Source organism: Bacillus sp. SIMBA_008 (assembly GCF_046535495.1).
GTDB lineage: Bacteria > Bacillota > Bacilli > Bacillales > Bacillaceae > Bacillus > Bacillus subtilis.
Genome location: NZ_JAWRWL010000003.1, coordinates 413,195 through 430,804, shown reverse-complemented (window position 1 = coordinate 430,804; position 17,610 = coordinate 413,195). Strand labels below are relative to the sequence as shown.

The window sequence follows — 17,610 nt, the reverse complement described above, 5'->3', positions numbered from 1 at the left end:
CATGGTAAAATGGGCAGTCAGCATTTTAGTCAATGCATTGTTATTAATCGTCATTGATGGATATATTGACTCCATCCATATCAGCAGCATCGGGGCAGCGATTATCGCCAGCCTCATTTTATCGATCTTAAACGTGCTGATTAAACCGCTTTTGATTATCTTTACACTGCCAGTCACGATGGTGACGCTTGGACTCTTCTTGTTTGTGATTAACGCCATCACGCTTATGATGACCGCGTCCATTATGGGTGACAGCTTTCAAATCGACGGCTTCGGCACAGCGATATGGGCATCCGTTATCCTGTCGGTCTTCCATTTGCTGATTCAAAAAGGCATTTTAGAGCCGCTTAGAAAAAAATAAAAAAAAGCTGCCCGCAAAGGCAGCTTTTTTACATGTGGTGCTTTTTTTGTTTCGTGCGCTTCTGCGGCGAAAACATTGGCGGAAGAAGGCAAAAGCTCAATGCGGCAAATCCAAGGCCTAGGAGGCTAAAGGACATGGCAGACGGCATCATTGTGAGCAAGTAGGCAGATACCATCGGACCTGCTGCCATGCCTGTATATCGGATAAAGTTAAACATTCCGATTGCACTCCCTCTGTTGTGCTCAAATTCATTAGTAATCATTGTAGAGTACAAGGGAGGAATAACCCCCATCGAGATGCCAAACAGTGCCAGCGTCAGAGCCATGAGAACGAGAGAAACGGAATGTGTAACAGCAAATAAAATGATGCTGCAGGCGGCAATCACATTGCTTCCGATAAACAAGGTGTGCAGCCCGATTTTTGCCTGTATTCTTTTAAACAGAAACGTACCTGCAATCGTGCTCAGCGCCAGCGGCAAATATAACAGTCCTGCTATACCCACATCTATATGGTAATGCTCTGTCAGCAATATTGGGAGGTAGACAATTACTGCAAAATAAATGAAAAAGAGAACAAAACTTAAAGTCAAAATGACGTTCCCTGTTCGATTTGTAAATATTGATTTATAATGAGCGAACACATTGCCTTTGGCTTGCTGCATAGATTCAGTTGGAGAATCTTTAGGAAAGGTGATGCTGTTTGTCACCAGCAAAACGATAGAGATGGCCGCAAGTATCCAAAAAATCCCTTCGTATCCGGCTGCTCCGCCTATGAATCCTCCTAGAACTGGAGCAATAGCCGGTGCGACAGACAGGAGCATTTGATACGTTCCCATTGCACTCCCGCGTTCATTTCCTGTAAACAGCTGTCCGATCGTTGTGGCAGCAATAAGAGGCAGTGCTGCGGAACCGGCTGCCTGTATCATTCTGAATATCAGAAACAAGGTAAAGTCAGTAGTCACCGCACAGCCGATGCTGGCTGCTGCCGTTGCCAGAATACCGGTAATCAAGACGATCCGAGCGCCTTTAAAATCAATGATCGCTCCTAATATAATTTGCATTATTGCTGTCACAATCATAAAAACTGAGACTGACAGGTTCACCATAGCTGTGGAAACATGGAATGATTCTTTAATGATCGGAAGAATAGGTGAATAAATGTTCTGGCTTAAAGATGCAAAAAATGCACTGAAGCAAACAGTGTATAAGATCAATACTGCCTTTGATTTTGTATGAGCCAAAGTGTACACCGCCTTTTTGTTTACTTTACAGGTTTGTCTGGAGTCCCATCGGTTTGTTCTGCTTCAAGTGTTGACGTCAACTGCTCTAGAAACTTCAATACAGCCTTTTGTTCTTCTTGTGAAAATGAATCGAGGAATTGGTAAAAAGCCAGCTCCTTTTTTTTATGCAGTTTCTCATGTAAGTCGAAAATCCGTCTGCCTTTACGGGTTAATTTAAAATAAACTTCTTTTTTGTTATCTGTCAGCTGATAGCTGTTAATGAATTCTTCCTTGATCAGTTTTGTGCTGATTTTCGTTACATTCGCTTTCGATAAGTTCATTTTTCTGGCAATTCCGGCATTATTAATGGGTTCATGTTGGCCGATACAGTCAATGACATGTATGCTTGTCATGTTTTTAGGGATATCAATCACATCCTCTTCTGCGGCTTCCTTAAAAAATTGCTGAAGTGAAGTATTCGCTTTTTGTTCATTAAGGTGCAGCAGTCTCACGTATATGTCGTATATCATCTGTTTTGTCAAATCAGACATAGGCTACCTTCTTTCTTAGGAATAATAGTTTACGATGAAACAATAAAACAAATCGTTTACTGGTGAACAATTTCATTTTATCTTTTCTTGTTTTCGTTGTCAATTGTTGGTGTTTAGACTATTTGTTGATATGTCATGCTGAATATGCGTGTAAAAAGTGTGTGGAAAATGTGATGTTTACATTTATTTTCAAATATTTGGGCACAGATCATATTGACGTTTGGAAGGAAAAGGGATAAAATGACTAATGTTTACTAGTAAACATTTATCATGATATGTGAAATGGAAATAGTTATTAAAATTTTAAAAAACATTTGGAAACTTTAAGTGCTGCCTGCCATTCGTCTTGTTCAGTTGTTTTAGCTATTCCATCTTGTATTTGAGGGTGATGACTTAAAGCGGGATAAGTTTTAGGGGTGAATGAGATGACCGGAATGGTAACGGAAAGAAGGTCTGTGCATTTTATTGCTGAGGCATTAACAGAAAACTGCAGAGAAATATTTGAACGGCGCAGGCATGTTTTGGTGGGGATCAGCCCATTTAACAGCAGGTTTTCAGAGGATTATATTTACAGATTAATTGGATGGGCGAAAGCTCAATTTAAAAGCGTTTCAGTTTTACTTGCAGGGCATGAGGCGGCTAATCTTCTAGAAGCGCTTGGAACTCCGAGAGGAAAGGCTGAACGAAAAGTAAGGAAAGAGGTATCACGAAACAGGAGATTTGCAGAAAGAGCCCTTGTGGCTCATGGCGGGGATCCGAAGGCGATTCATACATTTTCTGATTTTATTGATAACAAAGCCTACCAGCTGTTGAGACAAGAAGTTGAACATGCATTTTTTGAGCAGCCTCATTTTCGACATGCTTGTTTGGACATGTCTCGTGAAGCGATAATCGGGCGTGCGCGGGGCGTCAGTTTGATGATGGAAGAAGTCAGTGAGGATATGCTGAATTTGGCTGTGGAATATGTCATAGCTGAGCTGCCGTTTTTTATCGGAGCTCCGGATATTTTAGAGGTGGAAGAGACACTCCTTGCTTATCATCGTCCGTGGAAGCTGGGTGAGAAGATCAGTAACCATGAATTTTCTATTTGTATGCGGCCGAATCAAGGGTATCTCATTGTACAGGAAATGGCGCAGATGCTTTCTGAGAAACGGATCACATCTGAAGGATGATAGGGGGAGTAAAACATGAGCCAATCGATTAAATTGTTTAGTGTGCTTTCTGATCAATTTCAAAACAATCCATATGCTTATTTTTCACAACTGCGGGAGGAAGATCCGGTTCATTATGAAGAGTCGATAGACAGTTATTTTATCAGCCGCTATCATGATGTCCGCTATATCCTTCAGCATCCGGATATCTTCACGACGAAATCACTTGTTGAGCGTGCCGAACCAGTCATGCGAGGCCCTGTGCTGGCCCAAATGCATGGAAAAGAACACTCTGCCAAAAGAAGAATTGTAGTGAGAAGCTTTATCGGTGACGCACTGGATCATCTGTCTCCATTGATTAAACAAAATGCAGAAAACTTGTTAGCGCCTTATCTTGAAAGAGGGAAAATTGATCTCGTCAATGATTTTGGAAAGACATTCGCGGTGTGCGTCACGATGGACATGCTCGGGCTGGATAAAAGAGACCATGAAAAAATCTCTGAGTGGCACAGCGGAGTTGCCGATTTTATCACGAGTATCTCTCAATCTCCTGAAGCGCGGGCACATTCGTTATGGTGCAGCGAACAGCTTTCCCAATACTTGATGCCGGTCATTAAAGAACGTCGCGTCAATCCGGGATCAGATTTAATTTCGATCCTATGTACTTCTGAATATGAAGGCATGGCGCTGTCGGACAAGGATATACTCGCACTGATTCTTAATGTGCTGTTAGCCGCAACGGAACCGGCTGATAAGACGCTGGCACTGATGATCTACCATTTGCTCAACAATCCTGAGCAGATGAATGATGTTTTGGCTGACCGTTCGTTAGTTCCGAGAGCCATTGCGGAGACATTGCGTTATAAACCGCCGGTTCAGCTGATTCCGCGGCAGCTGTCCCAAGATACAGTGGTCGGCGGTATGGAAATCAAAAAAGATACGATTGTTTTTTGTATGATCGGTGCGGCTAACCGGGACCCTGAAGCATTTGAACAGCCTGACGTGTTTAATATTCATCGGGAAGATCTTGGTATCAAGAGCGCTTTTAGCGGCGCCGCCCGGCATCTCGCTTTCGGATCCGGCATTCATAACTGTGTAGGAGCAGCTTTTGCCAAAAACGAAATCGAAATTGTAGCTAATATTGTGCTGGATAAGATGCGGAATATCAGATTAGAGGAAGATTTTTGTTATGCTGAGTCCGGTCTGTATACACGCGGACCTGTTTCACTTCTCGTTGCGTTTGACGGGGCATAATAGAATTCCAAAGGTCTCTCCCATGCGGGTGAGACTCTTTTTACATATATTTGATCCACAAGTTTAAAAACGCAGTCACTGTTTTTAAATCATCAATTGAAAATTCATTAAAAAGCTGTTTATATTGCTCCTTTGCTTTCTCATGAAGCTGTTCATGTAATGCCGCCAATTTTCTGCCGCTATCAGTTAGCGTATAAAAAATTTCTTTTTTGTTGCCAGGCTTTTTTGTCACTGTAATGATATTGTGTTTCAACAAAGCATGAACCGCTTTTGAAACAGCGGCTTTTGAGATGTGTAAACGGGATGCTAAGAAGCTGTTGTTCACATTTTGGCTGGTATGTATGCAGGAAACAATGTGAAGCTGGGTCAAAGTCCAGTCTTTTTTGAGGTGATCGTGATGTTGTGAGGATATGCCAATGGATGGTATCTGCACCTTTTGCCAGACGCGTTTATCCCTTTTTAATGCGAATTGTTGTATAGCTTGAAATAATTCATCATGAATGCTGTTGTCCATCAATTTGCCTCTCTGATTTAATTGTTAACTGGTTAACTATCCTTAGTTTACTGGGTAATAGTGGAATTTTCAAGAGACAGACGTTTTTTTGTTCTTTATGCACAAAAATGAACTCATAAGCTTCCCTGTTCAGACGCAAAATACATGAAAAGGGAGGTGCTTTGATGAGGAAATACACGGTTATTGCTTCTATATTACTGTCTTTTCTTTCCGTTTTGTCTGGCGGCCATCATGAATCGAAAGCTTTTCCTGTTGTACAGCAGGAACTATTTCAAACGCCTCATTACATACCCTTGCTTGAAAATCCTCCTCAAATTGATGTGAAAGCTGAAATGAGAAGCAATCTAATGATTGAGGCTCAAGTTCGCGATAATTCGTATCAAGCATTTTCCGCCTTTCTTTTTTATAAACAAAGTAATGAGCTGGGCTACAAAATGGTGCCGATGGACCCGACCCCCGGAGCGGTCCGCAAGTTTTTGGCACAAATTCCGAAACGTTTGATTTGGAACAGCGAGCTTGAGTATTACATTGTGATGTCGAATGGGAAGCAGCGGGTTGAGTCGGAGACGAAGAAACTGAAGCTTGAAGGATACCAGGCTGACCTTGCCCATATTCCGGAGCTTCTGATCACAGAGCTGGCGGTTGATACGAAGAATATAGGACGCGCAGACGGTTATGAATTTATTGAGATTTTTAATACGACTGACAGAACGATTGATTTTAAAGACTACCATATCCGTTACCGCTACCCAAAAGAAGGGCATGACTCCGATCTGATTTGGAGACCTGATGAAAGGATCTTGATACCATCCGGCGAAACGTTTGTCGTCTGGCTGAAGCCTGCCGGGCATCCAGAATTGACGTCAGCGGATTTCAATCGTTATTATCAGACACAACTAAAAGAAGGAAAAAATCTTGCGGTGATAGACGAGACAGAGGGTATGGCCAATACGAGGCCGCGGGCCGTTGTGATATCAACGAATACAGGAAAGGACATTTCGGTTGCGCATTATCGGAAACATGCGCTGCGCCGGCTGTCATCAGTGCTTTATAAGTATCCACTGAACGGAACAGCAGAACTTCTGAACATTTCAATCGGGGAAAAGAATCCGTCTCCCGGAACCGTATTACAGGCACAGGTGCCCGACCAGAAACGGAAAATCAAGCTCGATAAAGAAAAGCCGGTTATTGAGGATTTGACTGACCGCAAGCCTGTCCGCCCTGCTGAAAGCATTGAGCTGCGGGCTGACATACGGGACCGAAGTCTAGTGAAAACAGCTGCCTTTTACTACCGGACGGATGAGAACAAACCGTTTAAGCGAATTCTTGCTGAAAAAGACCGTAACGATAATCTCTACCATTATATTGTGTATTCGCCTGAATTGATCGGGAAGGATCAACTAGAGTATTATGTGGCGGCCGGGGACGGGATCAATGAAGCGAGAACGCCGGTCAAAATGATTGATATTAAACAAACAAGCAAGGCGCACGGTCTGCGGTTGAATATTGAAAACAGAGACACGCTGTCGGGAACTCAATTTCTCAAAGCCACGACAGAAGGGCGAGCTGACCGCATTAAGCTATGGATTGACGGGAGAAAACAAGTGACAGAGCCCGCGATGGAAAAAGAAGTATATTTTGCATTCGATACGAGGAAAACGAACCTTTATTTTAAAAACGCGGTAACGATGGAAGGCAAAGTGCTGAAGGTGTTCGATGATACAACAAATAAATACCGCACCTATTCTGTTCCATTGCCAGAGACACTGCTTCGGAAAGGGAAGCAGCTGCAGCGTATTACGATACGTTCAGGTTCGAAGGTGTCTCCGTTTGATACTGCTGAAAACCGTGATGACTTCTTAGTCAAAAACGCCCGATTGGTGTTATCAGATGGAACGGTGATCAGGGATCAGAGGGTGTCCCCTGAGAAGGAACTCTTTATTGGCGATAATCAGCGCTCAAATAAAAGCTGGCAATTTCAGTTCAATCTGCCTGACGGACTATTTACATCACAGCTGCTGGAGTGGGATACATCAAAGCTTTCTGAAGGCGCTCACCATATTCAAGCAAGCGACGGCAAGGAAAATGTCAGCCTGGTTGTACGGGTAGATAATTCAGGACCTCACATTGAGCCGAATATCACCGAGGGGCAAACGTATAAAGGAAACCTTATCCTGCAGGCGGATATGTATGATAAATGGAGCAGAATTGAGGAAGCGGAGGCGTCGTTAGATGGAGAAAGCATTACACTCCCATATCATACGTCATCTTCTGACCTTTTGCCGGGAAAACATTCTCTAAAAGTGACAGCAACGGATCTCGCGGGCAATAAAACAGTGATTGAGAGGATATTTAAAACCGAACGAGAGCATCCGGACCAGCCGGAGGTTATAGACAGCGAAGCCGACACGCATAAGGCCAAGATTTCTGTACGGGTGAAAGATCCGACGAATGATGCCATGGATGTTGGTTTTTATAGGGGATTTCAATATACAGCGCGCAATCATGTGAAAATATTTAAGCACGCGTCACTGACTGAACCGCCGAAAAGCTTTGTGCCGGAAAGGGAGACCCCATTTACGAATAAAGAATTGGAGCGGGTATCAGCTGCTGATGGAAAAACAGTATCGACAGAAAACAAAGAGCTTTTCCCTTATCATCGCTTTGAAGTGACGGTTGATCCATCAATTGATGAGAATGATCTGGCAGAAGCGGTCTGGAAGGGCAGTTCTTTGCCGGGGAGAAAGGTGACGATGTATGCTTGGAATTATCGGACAAACGAATGGCAGCCTGTTGACAGCTTCGTAGCGAAGGATGACAAACCGTTTACGCTGAAAGCGTCTGTGATTGCCGCCGATTTTGTACGGGAGTCGAAAATGAATGTGATTGTACAGGATGAAATTCCTCCTGCGAAGGATATGTACACATTTGTCTGGATGTCTGATACACAGTATTACGCCGAAAGCTATCCGCATATTTTTGATAAACAGACCGAATGGATAAAAGATAATCAAAAGCAGCTCAATATCAAATATGTGTTCCACACGGGTGATATTGTAGATGATTCCGCCGATATCAGACAGTGGAAAAACGCTGATCGGTCAATGTCCGTTCTGGATAAGAGCGGAATTCCTTACGGCGTGCTGGCCGGCAATCACGATGTCGGACATAAGGACGGCTCCTACAGGGCGTTTGGCAAATATTTTGGCAGCGATCGTTTTGATAAAAAATTGCATTATGGCGGTTCCTATAAAAATAACCGCGGACATTATGACCTGATTTCTAGCAACGGCAATGATTATATCATGCTGTACATGGGATGGGGCATTACGGATGAAGACATCGCGTGGATGAATCAGGTGCTGAAGAAACACCCTGACCGGATGGCCATTTTAGCTTTTCATGAGTATTTGCTGGTCAGCGGAAACAGAAGCCCGATCGGAGAGAAAATATTCAAAGAAATCGTAAAGCCGAACCCGAATGTCGTGATGGTATTGAGCGGGCATTATCATAGTGCGATGAGAAAAACAGATGAGCTGGATGATGATGGTGATGGGAAACCGGATCGTCTTGTGCATCAAATGCTGGCCGATTATCAGGGCGGGCCAGAAGGCGGTCAAGGGTATTTGCGTTTGCTTCAATTTGACCAGGCCAATGACATGGTGCACGTATCGACGTATTCTCCGTATGTAAAGGATAAGAATTACTATGATACGGATACCTATGGCAACAAGGATGAATTTTCCCTTTCGCTTGATTTGAAGCCAAGAATCAAAAAGGTGGAAACCGATTATTTTGAATGTAACGTATATACCAATGAAGAGCTTGGAAAACGGGAGCAAGTGAAGAGCGGGGATACAGCTGAATTCCGCTGGGATCATCTTGAACCGCAGTCTGTTTATTATTGGTACATTATAGTGGAAGACAGTTTTAACGGCAAAACGAAATCACCGATCTGGAAGTTCAAGACGAAAAAAGAAACATATCGTCCGGCACCAGACCAGTTTGATTTTCGCCATGTCTCCAATCCTTAAAAAGGGTTGGAGGCTTTTTTTATGAAAGACGATCCATATAGTGGACAAATGTATAACGGTCGCCTCTGTATACGGATTTTGCATGCTCAAAAGCAGTTCCGTTCTGCAGATATGTTGTTCGTTTAATTAATAGGACTGGCGCTCCCTTTTGAATACCAAGAATGTTCGCTTCTTCCGTGGTGGCAGCGCTTGGCTCAAGCTCCTGTTTTGCACGGGAAATCGGTATGCTGTTATACCTTTCAATATGATCATAGATCGACGACTGAAAATGCGATTCGTTCAATTCACCCGCAAGCTCAAACGGAATATGTGAGGACTCAATCGCCATTGGAATATCATTTGCCAGCCGCACCCGAGTGATTTTATGGATAGAGGAGGGGTGCCCGCAGCCTAATATAGCCGCGAGCTCCTCAGTTGAATCAATAAGCTGATAATCAATGAGCCTGCTGCCCGGTGTCATCCCGCGGCTTTTCATATCCTCGGTAAAGCTTGTCAGCCCTTGAAGTGCTTGTTCCATTTTTGGCTTGCTGACAAAGGTGCCCCGCCCTTTCAGGCGATAGAGCAAGCCTTCATTAACTAAATTAGAAAGCGCCTGGCGAACTGTCATCCGGCTGATCCCGAATTGTTCGGCATATTCGCGCTCGGAAGGAAGAGGCATATCCGGCTGCAGCTCTCCGCTCTTAATTTGGGTTTTTAATTGCTCCATAATCTGATAATAAATCGGAATAGGCGATTGTTTATTGATATTCATAAGTCAGCATGTTCCTTTCAAGGTCTTAATGACGCGGCTTCACGATCAATCAAAACCGTAACATCGGAATGCAGGTGCAAAGCAGATGCGGGAAAATCTTCGCTTATGTTTCCTTCTAACAGCTTACGAACAGCTTCTGCTTTGCTTTTCCCAGAAATAAGCAGCAGAATGCGTTTGCTTGAGAGAATCGTTCGAATTCCCATTGTCAGTGCTTTTTTCGGCACGCTGTCTATGGAAGGAAAATATCTGGCATTCGCTTGGCGGGTTTGCTCATTTAATGTCACAACATGAGTTCGCGACTTGAAAGACGTTCCCGGTTCGTTAAAGCCGATGTGTCCGTTTCGGCCGATGCCGAGAAGCTGAATGTCAGTGCCGCCGAGGGACTCGACTAGCTGTTCATACCGTCTGCATTCGGCTTCCAAATCGTCTGCATTTCCATTCGGAATAAAATGCCGGCTAGGCTTGCTGTCGATATGCTGAAATAAACGGTCATTCATATAGAAGTGATAGCTGTTCGGGTCATTGCTTGAAAGTCTGGCGTACTCATCCAAATTAACTGTAGTGACGTTTTGAAATGAGAGATTCTCAGTTTGGTGCAGGCGGATCAGCTCGCGATAAGTGCCTTCCGGTGTGCCGCCCGTCGCTAACCCGAGAACGGCATCAGGTTTTTCTTTGATTGTATCTGCCGTTATTCTGGCTGCTTTTTGGCTTAGCTCTTCATACGTTTGACATTCTATTACTTTCATATCTGGTCAGCCTCCTTGGATATAAATGCAATGTTTCCGCGGCAAATGGTGAGAATCACCTCGCAATCACTGCTGACAATCACCAAATCTGCATCTTTTCCCACAGTCACACTGCCTTTTCGGTCAAAGATGCCCAGCTGTTTGGCCGCGTTTGCAGAAGTTATATTAGCTATATCCGTCCAAGAGCAATTTGTAAACTCACGCATATGCCGTGCGCCCTCGTTCATTTTGAGGATCGAACCGGCAAGGGTTCCGTCTGAAAGAAGAGCTGTTCGTCCTCTTACCGTCACACTTTGGCCGCCGAACTCATATACGCCGTCTTTCAGTCCTTTTGCCCTCATGGAATCGGTAATTAAAATGAGCTTGCTGCTGCCTTTCGCCAAAAAAGCAAGCTTAGCCGCTAAAGGATGGGAGTGGATGCCATCGGCTATTAGCTCTGTCACAAACCCATCATGGGCCAGCGCCGTTCCGATCACTCCGGGTTCTCGGTGATGAAACGGGCTCATCGCGTTGTACAGATGGGTCATATGGCTCGCCCCTGCTTTTGCGGCATCCGACAGCATTGCGGAATCGGCATCCGTGTGCCCCATGGACGCGATAATCGATTCTTCTTTCAAATGGCGGATCAGTTCAAAATGCTGATCCTCCTCCGGCGCAAGTGTAACAATTTTGATCAGTCCGCCCGCCTCCTGCTGCCACTTTTTGAAAAGCGCAACATCCGAAGGCCTAATCCACTCTTTTGGTTGCGCTCCGGCTCTTTTAGGTGAAACAAAGGGGCCCTCTAAATGAATGCCGAGCAGTTCTGCACCTAATAAAGAGGACTCTTCAGCCGCTTTCCACTCTCTTGCGTTCACCAAAGCTTGAGAAATGTTCCCATGTTCCTGGGTAATTGTTGTGGCTAAAAAGCTCGTCGTGCCTTCTTCGGGAAGTCTTGACGACATGATGTCGAGCGCAGAAAAGCTTGCATCCATCGTATCTGCGCCATAGCCGCCGTGGATATGAATGTCAATCATGCCGGGAAGCAAAACGGAATTCGCAGGTGCTTGAATTTCTTTTGAATATGACTCCTTGGGCCGTTCTGTTGAGACTGTGCTGATTTTTCCGTCATTGATTCCGACATAGCCGTTTTTGATTACTTCATTTTCTGTCACGATCGCAATGTCTTTGATAAGAAGACTCTCTGCCATAGATGATCCGCCTTTCTGGAATTTGAATACCTTTATTTTACTCTTTTTCAGACTAGTGATCTAGACCAGCTGAGGTGTTTTCCCGCCTTTTATAAAATCTGTTTTAGGTTCAAGCCTGAAAGTGATAAAATGAAAGTATTGTGAGCAAGCTCGGGGCAGCCCGGAACAGGAGGAACATATCGTGGCAAAGGTTCGCACAAAAGACGTAATGGAACAGTTCAATTTGGAATTAATCAGCGGAGAAGAAGGAATTAACCGCCCGATTACAATGAGTGACCTATCAAGACCAGGCATTGAAATTGCCGGATATTTTACATATTACCCGAGAGAGCGCGTGCAGCTTCTCGGAAAAACAGAGCTTTCTTTCTTTGAACAGCTTCCTGAAGAGGAGAAAAAACAGCGAATGGATTCTCTGTGCACTGATGTAACACCAGCTATTATTCTTTCTAGAGATATGCCCATCCCGCAGGAGCTGATTGACGCCTCCGAGAAAAATGGGGTGCCTGTCCTCAGATCGCCGCTGAAAACGACAAGACTGTCAAGCCGTTTAACCAACTTCCTTGAGAGCAGGCTGGCGCCTACCACAGCAATTCATGGTGTTCTTGTCGATATATATGGTGTCGGCGTGCTGATCACAGGAAAGAGCGGCGTCGGAAAAAGCGAAACAGCGCTGGAGCTTGTGAAAAGAGGGCATCGCCTTGTTGCCGATGATTGCGTTGAAATACGGCAGGAGGATCAGGATACTCTTGTGGGAAACGCTCCGGAATTAATTGAGCACCTTCTTGAGATCAGGGGCCTTGGCATTATCAACGTGATGACGCTATTTGGCGCTGGCGCGGTCAGAAGCAATAAACGAATCACGATTGTCATGAATCTTGAACTCTGGGAGCAGGGCAAGCAATACGACCGGCTCGGACTTGAGGAAGAGACCATGAAAATCATTGATACAGAAATTACAAAACTGACGATTCCTGTCCGTCCAGGCCGAAATCTTGCAGTCATCATCGAAGTGGCAGCAATGAACTTCAGATTGAAGCGGATGGGGCTGAATGCCGCTGAACAATTCACCAACAAGCTGGCGGACGTCATTGAAGACGGTGAACAAGAAGAATAGGAGTTGGCGTTAAATGAATGAAGCGATAGAACCACTCAATCCGATAGCATTTCAGCTGGGGCCGTTAGCCGTCCATTGGTACGGAATCATTATCGGTCTCGGCGCTTTGCTCGGGCTGTGGATTGCGATGAGGGAAAGTGAAAAACGGGGGCTGCAGAAAGATACGTTTATTGATCTTGTCCTGTTTGCCATTCCGATTGCGATTATTTGCGCGCGAATTTATTACGTTGCCTTTGAATGGGACTATTATGCGGCACATCCGGGAGAAATCATTAAGATTTGGAAGGGCGGCATTGCCATTCATGGCGGATTAATCGGCGCCATTTTAACGGGTTATGTGTTTTCGAGAGTGAAAAAACTTTCGTTCTGGAAGCTTGCGGACATTGCCGCGCCCAGCATTTTGCTCGGCCAGGCGATCGGCCGCTGGGGGAACTTCATGAATCAGGAAGCGCACGGCGAGGCTGTCAGCAGAGCCTTTTTAGAAAACCTGCACCTGCCTGAATTTATTATCAATCAAATGTATATCAATGGGCAATATTATCATCCTACTTTTTTATATGAATCACTATGGAGTTTTGTCGGCGTCATTGTTTTACTGCTGCTTCGCAGAGCGAATTTGCGTAGAGGCGAGATGTTCTTGATCTATATCATTTGGTATTCAATCGGAAGATACTTTATTGAAGGAATGCGGACTGACAGCTTAATGCTGACAGATTCACTTCGCATCGCTCAGGTGATTTCAATCGTATTGATTGTTTTGGCTGTGGCAGCCATCATCTTCAGACGCGTCAAGGGATACTCGAAGGAGCGGTACGCGGAGTAGACGTCAACAAAGGGGGATGAGGCATGAAGAAAATCTTTCTGGCCGGTCTTGCAGCAGGTTTTCAAACAACATGGACGCTGGGTAAAGTGATTTTCCCGGTAACGCTATTGGTCACTTTGCTTCAGCATACCCCTGTCATGGATTGGCTTGTACGGCTGATCACACCGGTAATGGGTCTCTTCGGGCTTTCTGGTGAAGCGGCCATTCCGCTTGTACTGGGAAATATGCTGAATCTGTATGCGGGAATTGCCGGGATTTTAACATTGGATTTATCTGTGAAAGAAGTCTTTATTTTAGCTGTTATGCTTTCATTCTGTCATAACTTGATTATCGAATCGACAGTTGCCGCAAAGGTTGGCATCAGAATTGGCGTCATATTGGCCGTGCGCATCGGTTTAGCCGCTGTGTCAGCCATCGTCATCAACCTCATTTGGCATGGCGGACAGGAAACGGCGCAGTACGGTTTTATCGCTGCGAAGAGCGTAGCGCCAGACAGCTGGCTGGCAATGCTGACAGAAGCCTTAACGAAAGCCGGACTTGGTGTTTTGCAGCTGGCGGCAATTGTCATACCTCTGATGATCATCATCCAGTTTTTAAGAGATTTAGGCTGGCTGCATCGGTTCTCCAGGTGGCTGTCTCCGTTTACGCAGCTGCTTGGCATGAATAAAAATACGTCTATGACAATGGTGGCGGGACTGACGATTGGTCTGGCCTACGGAGCGGGTGTCATGATCAAAGCTGTCGAGGATGACGGCGTGAGCAGGCGGGATATGACATTGGCATTTATATTTCTCGTTGCCTGCCACGCGGTCGTGGAAGATACACTTGTCTTTATTCCCCTCGGCATACCGGTCTGGCCGCTTCTTTTGATTCGTGTCACCACAGCAGTTCTGCTGACAATGGCTATTGCGCATACATGGAAAAAGTGGAAACCCTCAGCGGTTGGAAAGGAAGCAATATGAGTGACAAACAAGTAACGACGATTCTGTTTGATTTAGACGGAACGCTTATTAATACGAATGAATTAATCATCGCGTCCTTTTTGCATACACTGGAGCATTATTATCCGAGCAAGTATAAACGAGAAGATGTCCTTGCATTTATCGGGCCGTCTCTTTTTGAAACGTTCTCTTCGATGGACCCTGATAAATGCGAGGATATGATCGCCATGTACAGAGCGTACAATCATGACATGCATGATTCACTCGTGACTGAATATGAAACGGTATATGAGACCCTGGATGCATTAAAAAAAGCCGGCTTTACATTAGGAATTGTGACAACAAAATTAAGAGATACTGTCAATATGGGCCTCAAGCTCACGGGAATCGGCGAATTCTTTGAAACAGTTGTCACCCTTGATGATGTGACGAATGCAAAGCCTGATCCCGAGCCTGTGCTGTTAGCGCTGAAACAGTTAGGAAGCAAGCCCGAGGAAGCCATTATGGTCGGAGATAATTACCACGATGTGCTGGCAGGCAAAAATGCCGGTACAAAAACGGCAGGAGTCGCATGGACGATTAAAGGGCCGGAAATGCTGGCGAAGCATGAGCCGGATTTTATGCTTGAGAAAATGAGTGATCTATTACAAATCGTTGGAGTGAAGTAATCTGTGAGAAAAACAGATCGTCATCCGGTCTCGGGAGCCAACTCACTGTGGCATGTCTATCAAACGGTACCTTTTTTAAAGGTCGTCAAAAATTTCATTGTCATTCAAATTGCGAGATATACGCCGTTTATAGGGATGAAAAACTGGCTGTACCGTACATTTCTGCGGATGAAGGTTGGAAATCAGACATCCTTTGCCCTCATGGTGATGCCAGATATCATGTTTCCGGAAAAGATCTCAGTCGGAACAAATACAATCATCGGGTACAATACGACCATTCTGGCCCATGAGTATTTGATTCACGAATACCGGATCGGCACAGTTCTGATCGGAGACGAAGTGATGATTGGTGCCAACACGACAATTCTGCCCGGGGTGAAAATAGGAGATGGCGCAGTTGTGTCCGCCGGAACACTTGTCCATAAAGACGTGCCTGCCGGCGCATTTGTCGGCGGAAATCCGATGAGGATCATCTATACGAAGGAAGAAATGCAAGAAAGATTGAAAAAGTCCGCTGAATAACATCAGCGGACTTTTTTTGTTAAAATTGAGTGTTGTTGTTTTCGTAAATATGCTGAACACCAATCCATTTTTGACCGACATTAGAGTAGCGTGTATTTGTCATTCTGACCGTGCTTGTTTTGCTGTCCGTCCGGAATATCGCTTCCTTCATGTTTGTGATGGTGCACTTATCGATGATCACATCAACGTGGAAGGTTGAACCGCCAAGCTGTCTTATGAACTTTCCGCCATTGTCTGCCGTGAAGTTTTTCACTGTGAATGTACTGGCTTTATTGATTTGGAATATCTTATCTGACGCTTTTTGAGCAGAACCGCCGTCGATCGTCACTTTTCCTTCCTTCTTCACCGTTAACGCATCCTCACCAACATCTTCCCATTTCACATTCTGAATGTTAACGTTTCCATAAGTGTGTACGCCATCAGCGGCAGGGGCGCCAAGCACCACATTTTTCAGGGTTGCACCATCCTCCACACGAAAAACAGGGTCTTGGTTTTCTGACTGGCTTCCGTCGCCTAATTCTTTCCCTGCCACAAACCGCTGTCCTTTCCCGTCATATGTTGTATTTTTTGGTACGATAATTGTTTCGTGCACCACTTTGTCTGCTGCAAAAGCGGTTGATGATTGAAACTGGCTGAACCCCATAACCAAACCGAACATAAATAGGATAGACACGAATTTTTTCAATGATAAATCCTCCCCGGATATCTTTCATTTTTTGCAAGAGAAGCGTCAGCGACTTGCACCGGCTTCTCTCACATAGATCGGGGCAAGGCTGAATCTGCTTTAATCATAAAAACAGACAGCCTGAAAGTAAAGACAATTTTGGATGATAAATGGAAAATGAATCGATCTTACCGATTGAAACAAAAAGCATGAATATTGTCGTATTTGCTCAGGATAGAGCATAGTGCGGCTTTCAGGTGTTTACTTTTGAATAACCACGGCCTGGCTGCCCATTTGTTTCCACGCTTTTTCAAAGCTTGTTCTATCGGTTTTTCTGTTTTTATAGCCATACGGATCATTGAGATACACATATTTATCATCATATCCCGTAACGGCGACGCTGTGTTCGCTGTACGTAATCTCTATCGTTCCGTTTGGCGTTTTCCATGTCTGCATGTTGTCAACTGGCGTAAAGTTGGCTGTCGTAATAACCCAAACTGGATTGCCTTTTTCAAGCTGTTCATAAACAGCAGAAATGCTTTTTCCAGTCAGGTCAAACACTTTGTCTCCTGCATAGGTTTTCGCCAGCTGATAGATCGGTCGATGGTAGACACCGAGACCAGGGCCATTCGCCATATCCCCGACAAATCCGTCATTCGGATCACCCTTTAATCCGCTGCTGTATGTCAAAGGCACTGTGGCAACCTGATTTGCCAGGGTGTTTTTTGTCACGTCGTATCCCGCGTAATTCAGCACCATTGCAAGGCTTGTTACTTCACAGCCGTTATAGAGCCGGGGTGCGTCCATTTGATTGTAAAGGATGACATCCAGCGGTTTTGCGCTTCCCTTCAGCTCCTTTTTGCTATTCGTAGCTGAGTCTGTATCGCTATCAGAAACCACTTTTTTAAGGCTGTTCAAAAAAGGAATATCTATATCTTTTGCATCTATTTTAAGTCCGAAAAAAATAACGCCTGAAAGAATCATCAGGACACATAGAGTTCGCAGTGTTTTCATCTTTATCTCCTTGTTCTCTATTTGATTTGTATTATAGCATGCCAAACATAAAGAATTTGAGATATTACGTACCTTTAATACATTATTCATGATTTT

The 17,610-nt window shown here is 44.7% G+C and carries 17 protein-coding genes; 9 read left to right on the top strand and 8 right to left on the bottom strand.

Annotated features, from left to right (window positions below; all coding sequences use genetic code 11):
* Position 1 precedes the first annotated feature (1 nt).
* Positions 2-361 (top strand): phage holin family protein, encoded by a 360-nt coding sequence (locus tag SB658_RS12800; RefSeq protein WP_003228066.1) that lies wholly within the window; start codon positions 2-4, stop codon positions 359-361.
* A gap of 28 nt (positions 362-389) precedes the next feature.
* On the opposite strand, the gene SB658_RS12795 is transcribed toward SB658_RS12800, so the two are convergent.
* Both SB658_RS12795 and pchR read right to left on the bottom strand, forming a co-directional pair.
* The gene (locus SB658_RS12795) at positions 390-1,601 is read right to left on the bottom strand and encodes an MFS transporter (RefSeq protein ID WP_003228068.1); all 1,212 of its coding nucleotides are present in this window, start codon (positions 1,599-1,601) and stop codon (positions 390-392) included.
* Positions 1,602-1,621: 20 nt separating this feature from the next.
* Complete coding sequence (gene pchR, locus SB658_RS12790) at positions 1,622-2,131, bottom strand: pulcherriminic acid biosynthesis transcriptional regulator PchR (protein ID WP_029318331.1); 510 nt, start codon at positions 2,129-2,131, stop codon at positions 1,622-1,624.
* Positions 2,132-2,556: 425 nt separating this feature from the next.
* Here pchR and pchC point away from each other — a divergent pair, with 425 nt between their 5' ends.
* Together pchC and cypX are read left to right on the top strand one after the other, a co-directional pair.
* Positions 2,557-3,303, top strand: coding sequence for a cyclo(L-leucyl-L-leucyl) synthase (gene pchC / locus SB658_RS12785; RefSeq protein ID WP_003242712.1), 747 nt, complete (start codon positions 2,557-2,559; stop codon positions 3,301-3,303).
* Between the two features lie 15 nt (positions 3,304-3,318).
* Entirely contained in the window at positions 3,319-4,536 is a 1,218-nt protein-coding gene (cypX, locus tag SB658_RS12780) for a pulcherriminic acid synthase (RefSeq protein WP_017695292.1), read from the top strand.
* A gap of 40 nt (positions 4,537-4,576) precedes the next feature.
* Here cypX and SB658_RS12775 read toward each other — a convergent pair whose 3' ends face one another.
* Positions 4,577-5,050, bottom strand: a complete 474-nt coding sequence (locus SB658_RS12775) for a MarR family transcriptional regulator (RefSeq protein WP_017695291.1) — start codon at positions 5,048-5,050, stop codon at positions 4,577-4,579.
* Positions 5,051-5,214: 164 nt separating this feature from the next.
* Here SB658_RS12775 and SB658_RS12770 point away from each other — a divergent pair, with 164 nt between their 5' ends.
* On the top strand, positions 5,215-9,084 hold the full coding sequence (locus tag SB658_RS12770) for a lamin tail domain-containing metallophosphoesterase family protein (protein ID WP_410601711.1): 3,870 nt from the start codon (positions 5,215-5,217) through the stop codon (positions 9,082-9,084).
* 19 nt (positions 9,085-9,103) lie between these two features.
* Here the strand turns inward: SB658_RS12770 and nagR are convergent, their stop codons facing one another.
* Genes nagR through nagA form a run of 3 tightly spaced genes read right to left on the bottom strand, consistent with a single transcriptional unit; the run spans position 9,104 to position 11,768 of the window.
* A complete protein-coding gene (gene nagR / locus SB658_RS12765) occupies positions 9,104-9,835 on the bottom strand; it encodes an N-acetylglucosamine utilization transcriptional regulator NagR (protein ID WP_014478108.1) in 732 nt (243 codons plus the stop codon).
* Between the two features lie 17 nt (positions 9,836-9,852).
* Positions 9,853-10,581 (bottom strand): glucosamine-6-phosphate deaminase, encoded by a 729-nt coding sequence (nagB, locus tag SB658_RS12760; protein ID WP_088467414.1) that lies wholly within the window; start codon positions 10,579-10,581, stop codon positions 9,853-9,855.
* Complete coding sequence (nagA, locus tag SB658_RS12755; protein ID WP_021480694.1) at positions 10,578-11,768, bottom strand: N-acetylglucosamine-6-phosphate deacetylase; 1,191 nt, start codon at positions 11,766-11,768, stop codon at positions 10,578-10,580. The genes nagB and nagA overlap by 4 nt, the downstream gene beginning before the upstream one ends.
* Before the next feature lie 181 nt (positions 11,769-11,949).
* Between nagA and hprK the strand changes: the two genes are divergently transcribed.
* Genes hprK through hprF form a run of 5 tightly spaced genes read left to right on the top strand, consistent with a single transcriptional unit; the run spans position 11,950 to position 15,836 of the window.
* Positions 11,950-12,882 (top strand): HPr(Ser) kinase/phosphatase, encoded by a 933-nt coding sequence (hprK, locus tag SB658_RS12750; protein ID WP_003228097.1) that lies wholly within the window; start codon positions 11,950-11,952, stop codon positions 12,880-12,882.
* Between the two features lie 13 nt (positions 12,883-12,895).
* Entirely contained in the window at positions 12,896-13,705 is an 810-nt protein-coding gene (gene lgt / locus SB658_RS12745) for a prolipoprotein diacylglyceryl transferase (RefSeq protein ID WP_021480693.1), read from the top strand.
* A 23-nt stretch (positions 13,706-13,728) separates the two neighbouring features.
* On the top strand, positions 13,729-14,667 hold the full coding sequence (locus SB658_RS12740) for a nucleoside recognition domain-containing protein (RefSeq protein ID WP_021480692.1): 939 nt from the start codon (positions 13,729-13,731) through the stop codon (positions 14,665-14,667).
* Positions 14,664-15,314: a pyrophosphatase PpaX gene (gene ppaX, locus SB658_RS12735; protein ID WP_014481021.1), complete on the top strand. Its 651-nt coding sequence runs from the start codon at positions 14,664-14,666 to the stop codon at positions 15,312-15,314. The genes SB658_RS12740 and ppaX overlap by 4 nt, the downstream gene beginning before the upstream one ends.
* 3 nt (positions 15,315-15,317) lie before the next feature.
* Positions 15,318-15,836 (top strand): heptaprenylglyceryl phosphate O-acetyltransferase, encoded by a 519-nt coding sequence (hprF, locus tag SB658_RS12730; protein ID WP_003228107.1) that lies wholly within the window; start codon positions 15,318-15,320, stop codon positions 15,834-15,836.
* Positions 15,837-15,855: 19 nt separating this feature from the next.
* On the opposite strand, the gene pelC is transcribed toward hprF, so the two are convergent.
* Positions 15,856-16,521 (bottom strand): pectate/pectin lyase PelC, encoded by a 666-nt coding sequence (gene pelC / locus SB658_RS12725; RefSeq protein WP_015251135.1) that lies wholly within the window; start codon positions 16,519-16,521, stop codon positions 15,856-15,858.
* A 240-nt stretch (positions 16,522-16,761) separates the two neighbouring features.
* Positions 16,762-17,514: a C39 family peptidase gene (locus SB658_RS12720; RefSeq protein ID WP_032677015.1), complete on the bottom strand. Its 753-nt coding sequence runs from the start codon at positions 17,512-17,514 to the stop codon at positions 16,762-16,764.
* Positions 17,515-17,610 lie beyond the last annotated feature (96 nt).

Coding starts and splice junctions, on each gene's coding strand:
- SB658_RS12800 (WP_003228066.1), top strand. CDS start 2: ATGGTAAAATGGGCAGTCAGCATTTTAGTCAATGCATTGTTATTAATC.
- pchR (WP_029318331.1), bottom strand. CDS start 2,131: ATGTCTGATTTGACAAAACAGATGATATACGACATATACGTGAGACTG.
- pchC (WP_003242712.1), top strand. CDS start 2,557: ATGACCGGAATGGTAACGGAAAGAAGGTCTGTGCATTTTATTGCTGAG.
- cypX (WP_017695292.1), top strand. CDS start 3,319: ATGAGCCAATCGATTAAATTGTTTAGTGTGCTTTCTGATCAATTTCAA.
- SB658_RS12775 (WP_017695291.1), bottom strand. CDS start 5,050: ATGGACAACAGCATTCATGATGAATTATTTCAAGCTATACAACAATTC.
- SB658_RS12770 (WP_410601711.1), top strand. CDS start 5,215: ATGAGGAAATACACGGTTATTGCTTCTATATTACTGTCTTTTCTTTCC.
- nagR (WP_014478108.1), bottom strand. CDS start 9,835: ATGAATATCAATAAACAATCGCCTATTCCGATTTATTATCAGATTATG.
- nagB (WP_088467414.1), bottom strand. CDS start 10,581: ATGAAAGTAATAGAATGTCAAACGTATGAAGAGCTAAGCCAAAAAGCA.
- nagA (WP_021480694.1), bottom strand. CDS start 11,768: ATGGCAGAGAGTCTTCTTATCAAAGACATTGCGATCGTGACAGAAAAT.
- lgt (WP_021480693.1), top strand. CDS start 12,896: ATGAATGAAGCGATAGAACCACTCAATCCGATAGCATTTCAGCTGGGG.
- SB658_RS12740 (WP_021480692.1), top strand. CDS start 13,729: ATGAAGAAAATCTTTCTGGCCGGTCTTGCAGCAGGTTTTCAAACAACA.
- ppaX (WP_014481021.1), top strand. CDS start 14,664: ATGAGTGACAAACAAGTAACGACGATTCTGTTTGATTTAGACGGAACG.
- SB658_RS12720 (WP_032677015.1), bottom strand. CDS start 17,514: ATGAAAACACTGCGAACTCTATGTGTCCTGATGATTCTTTCAGGCGTT.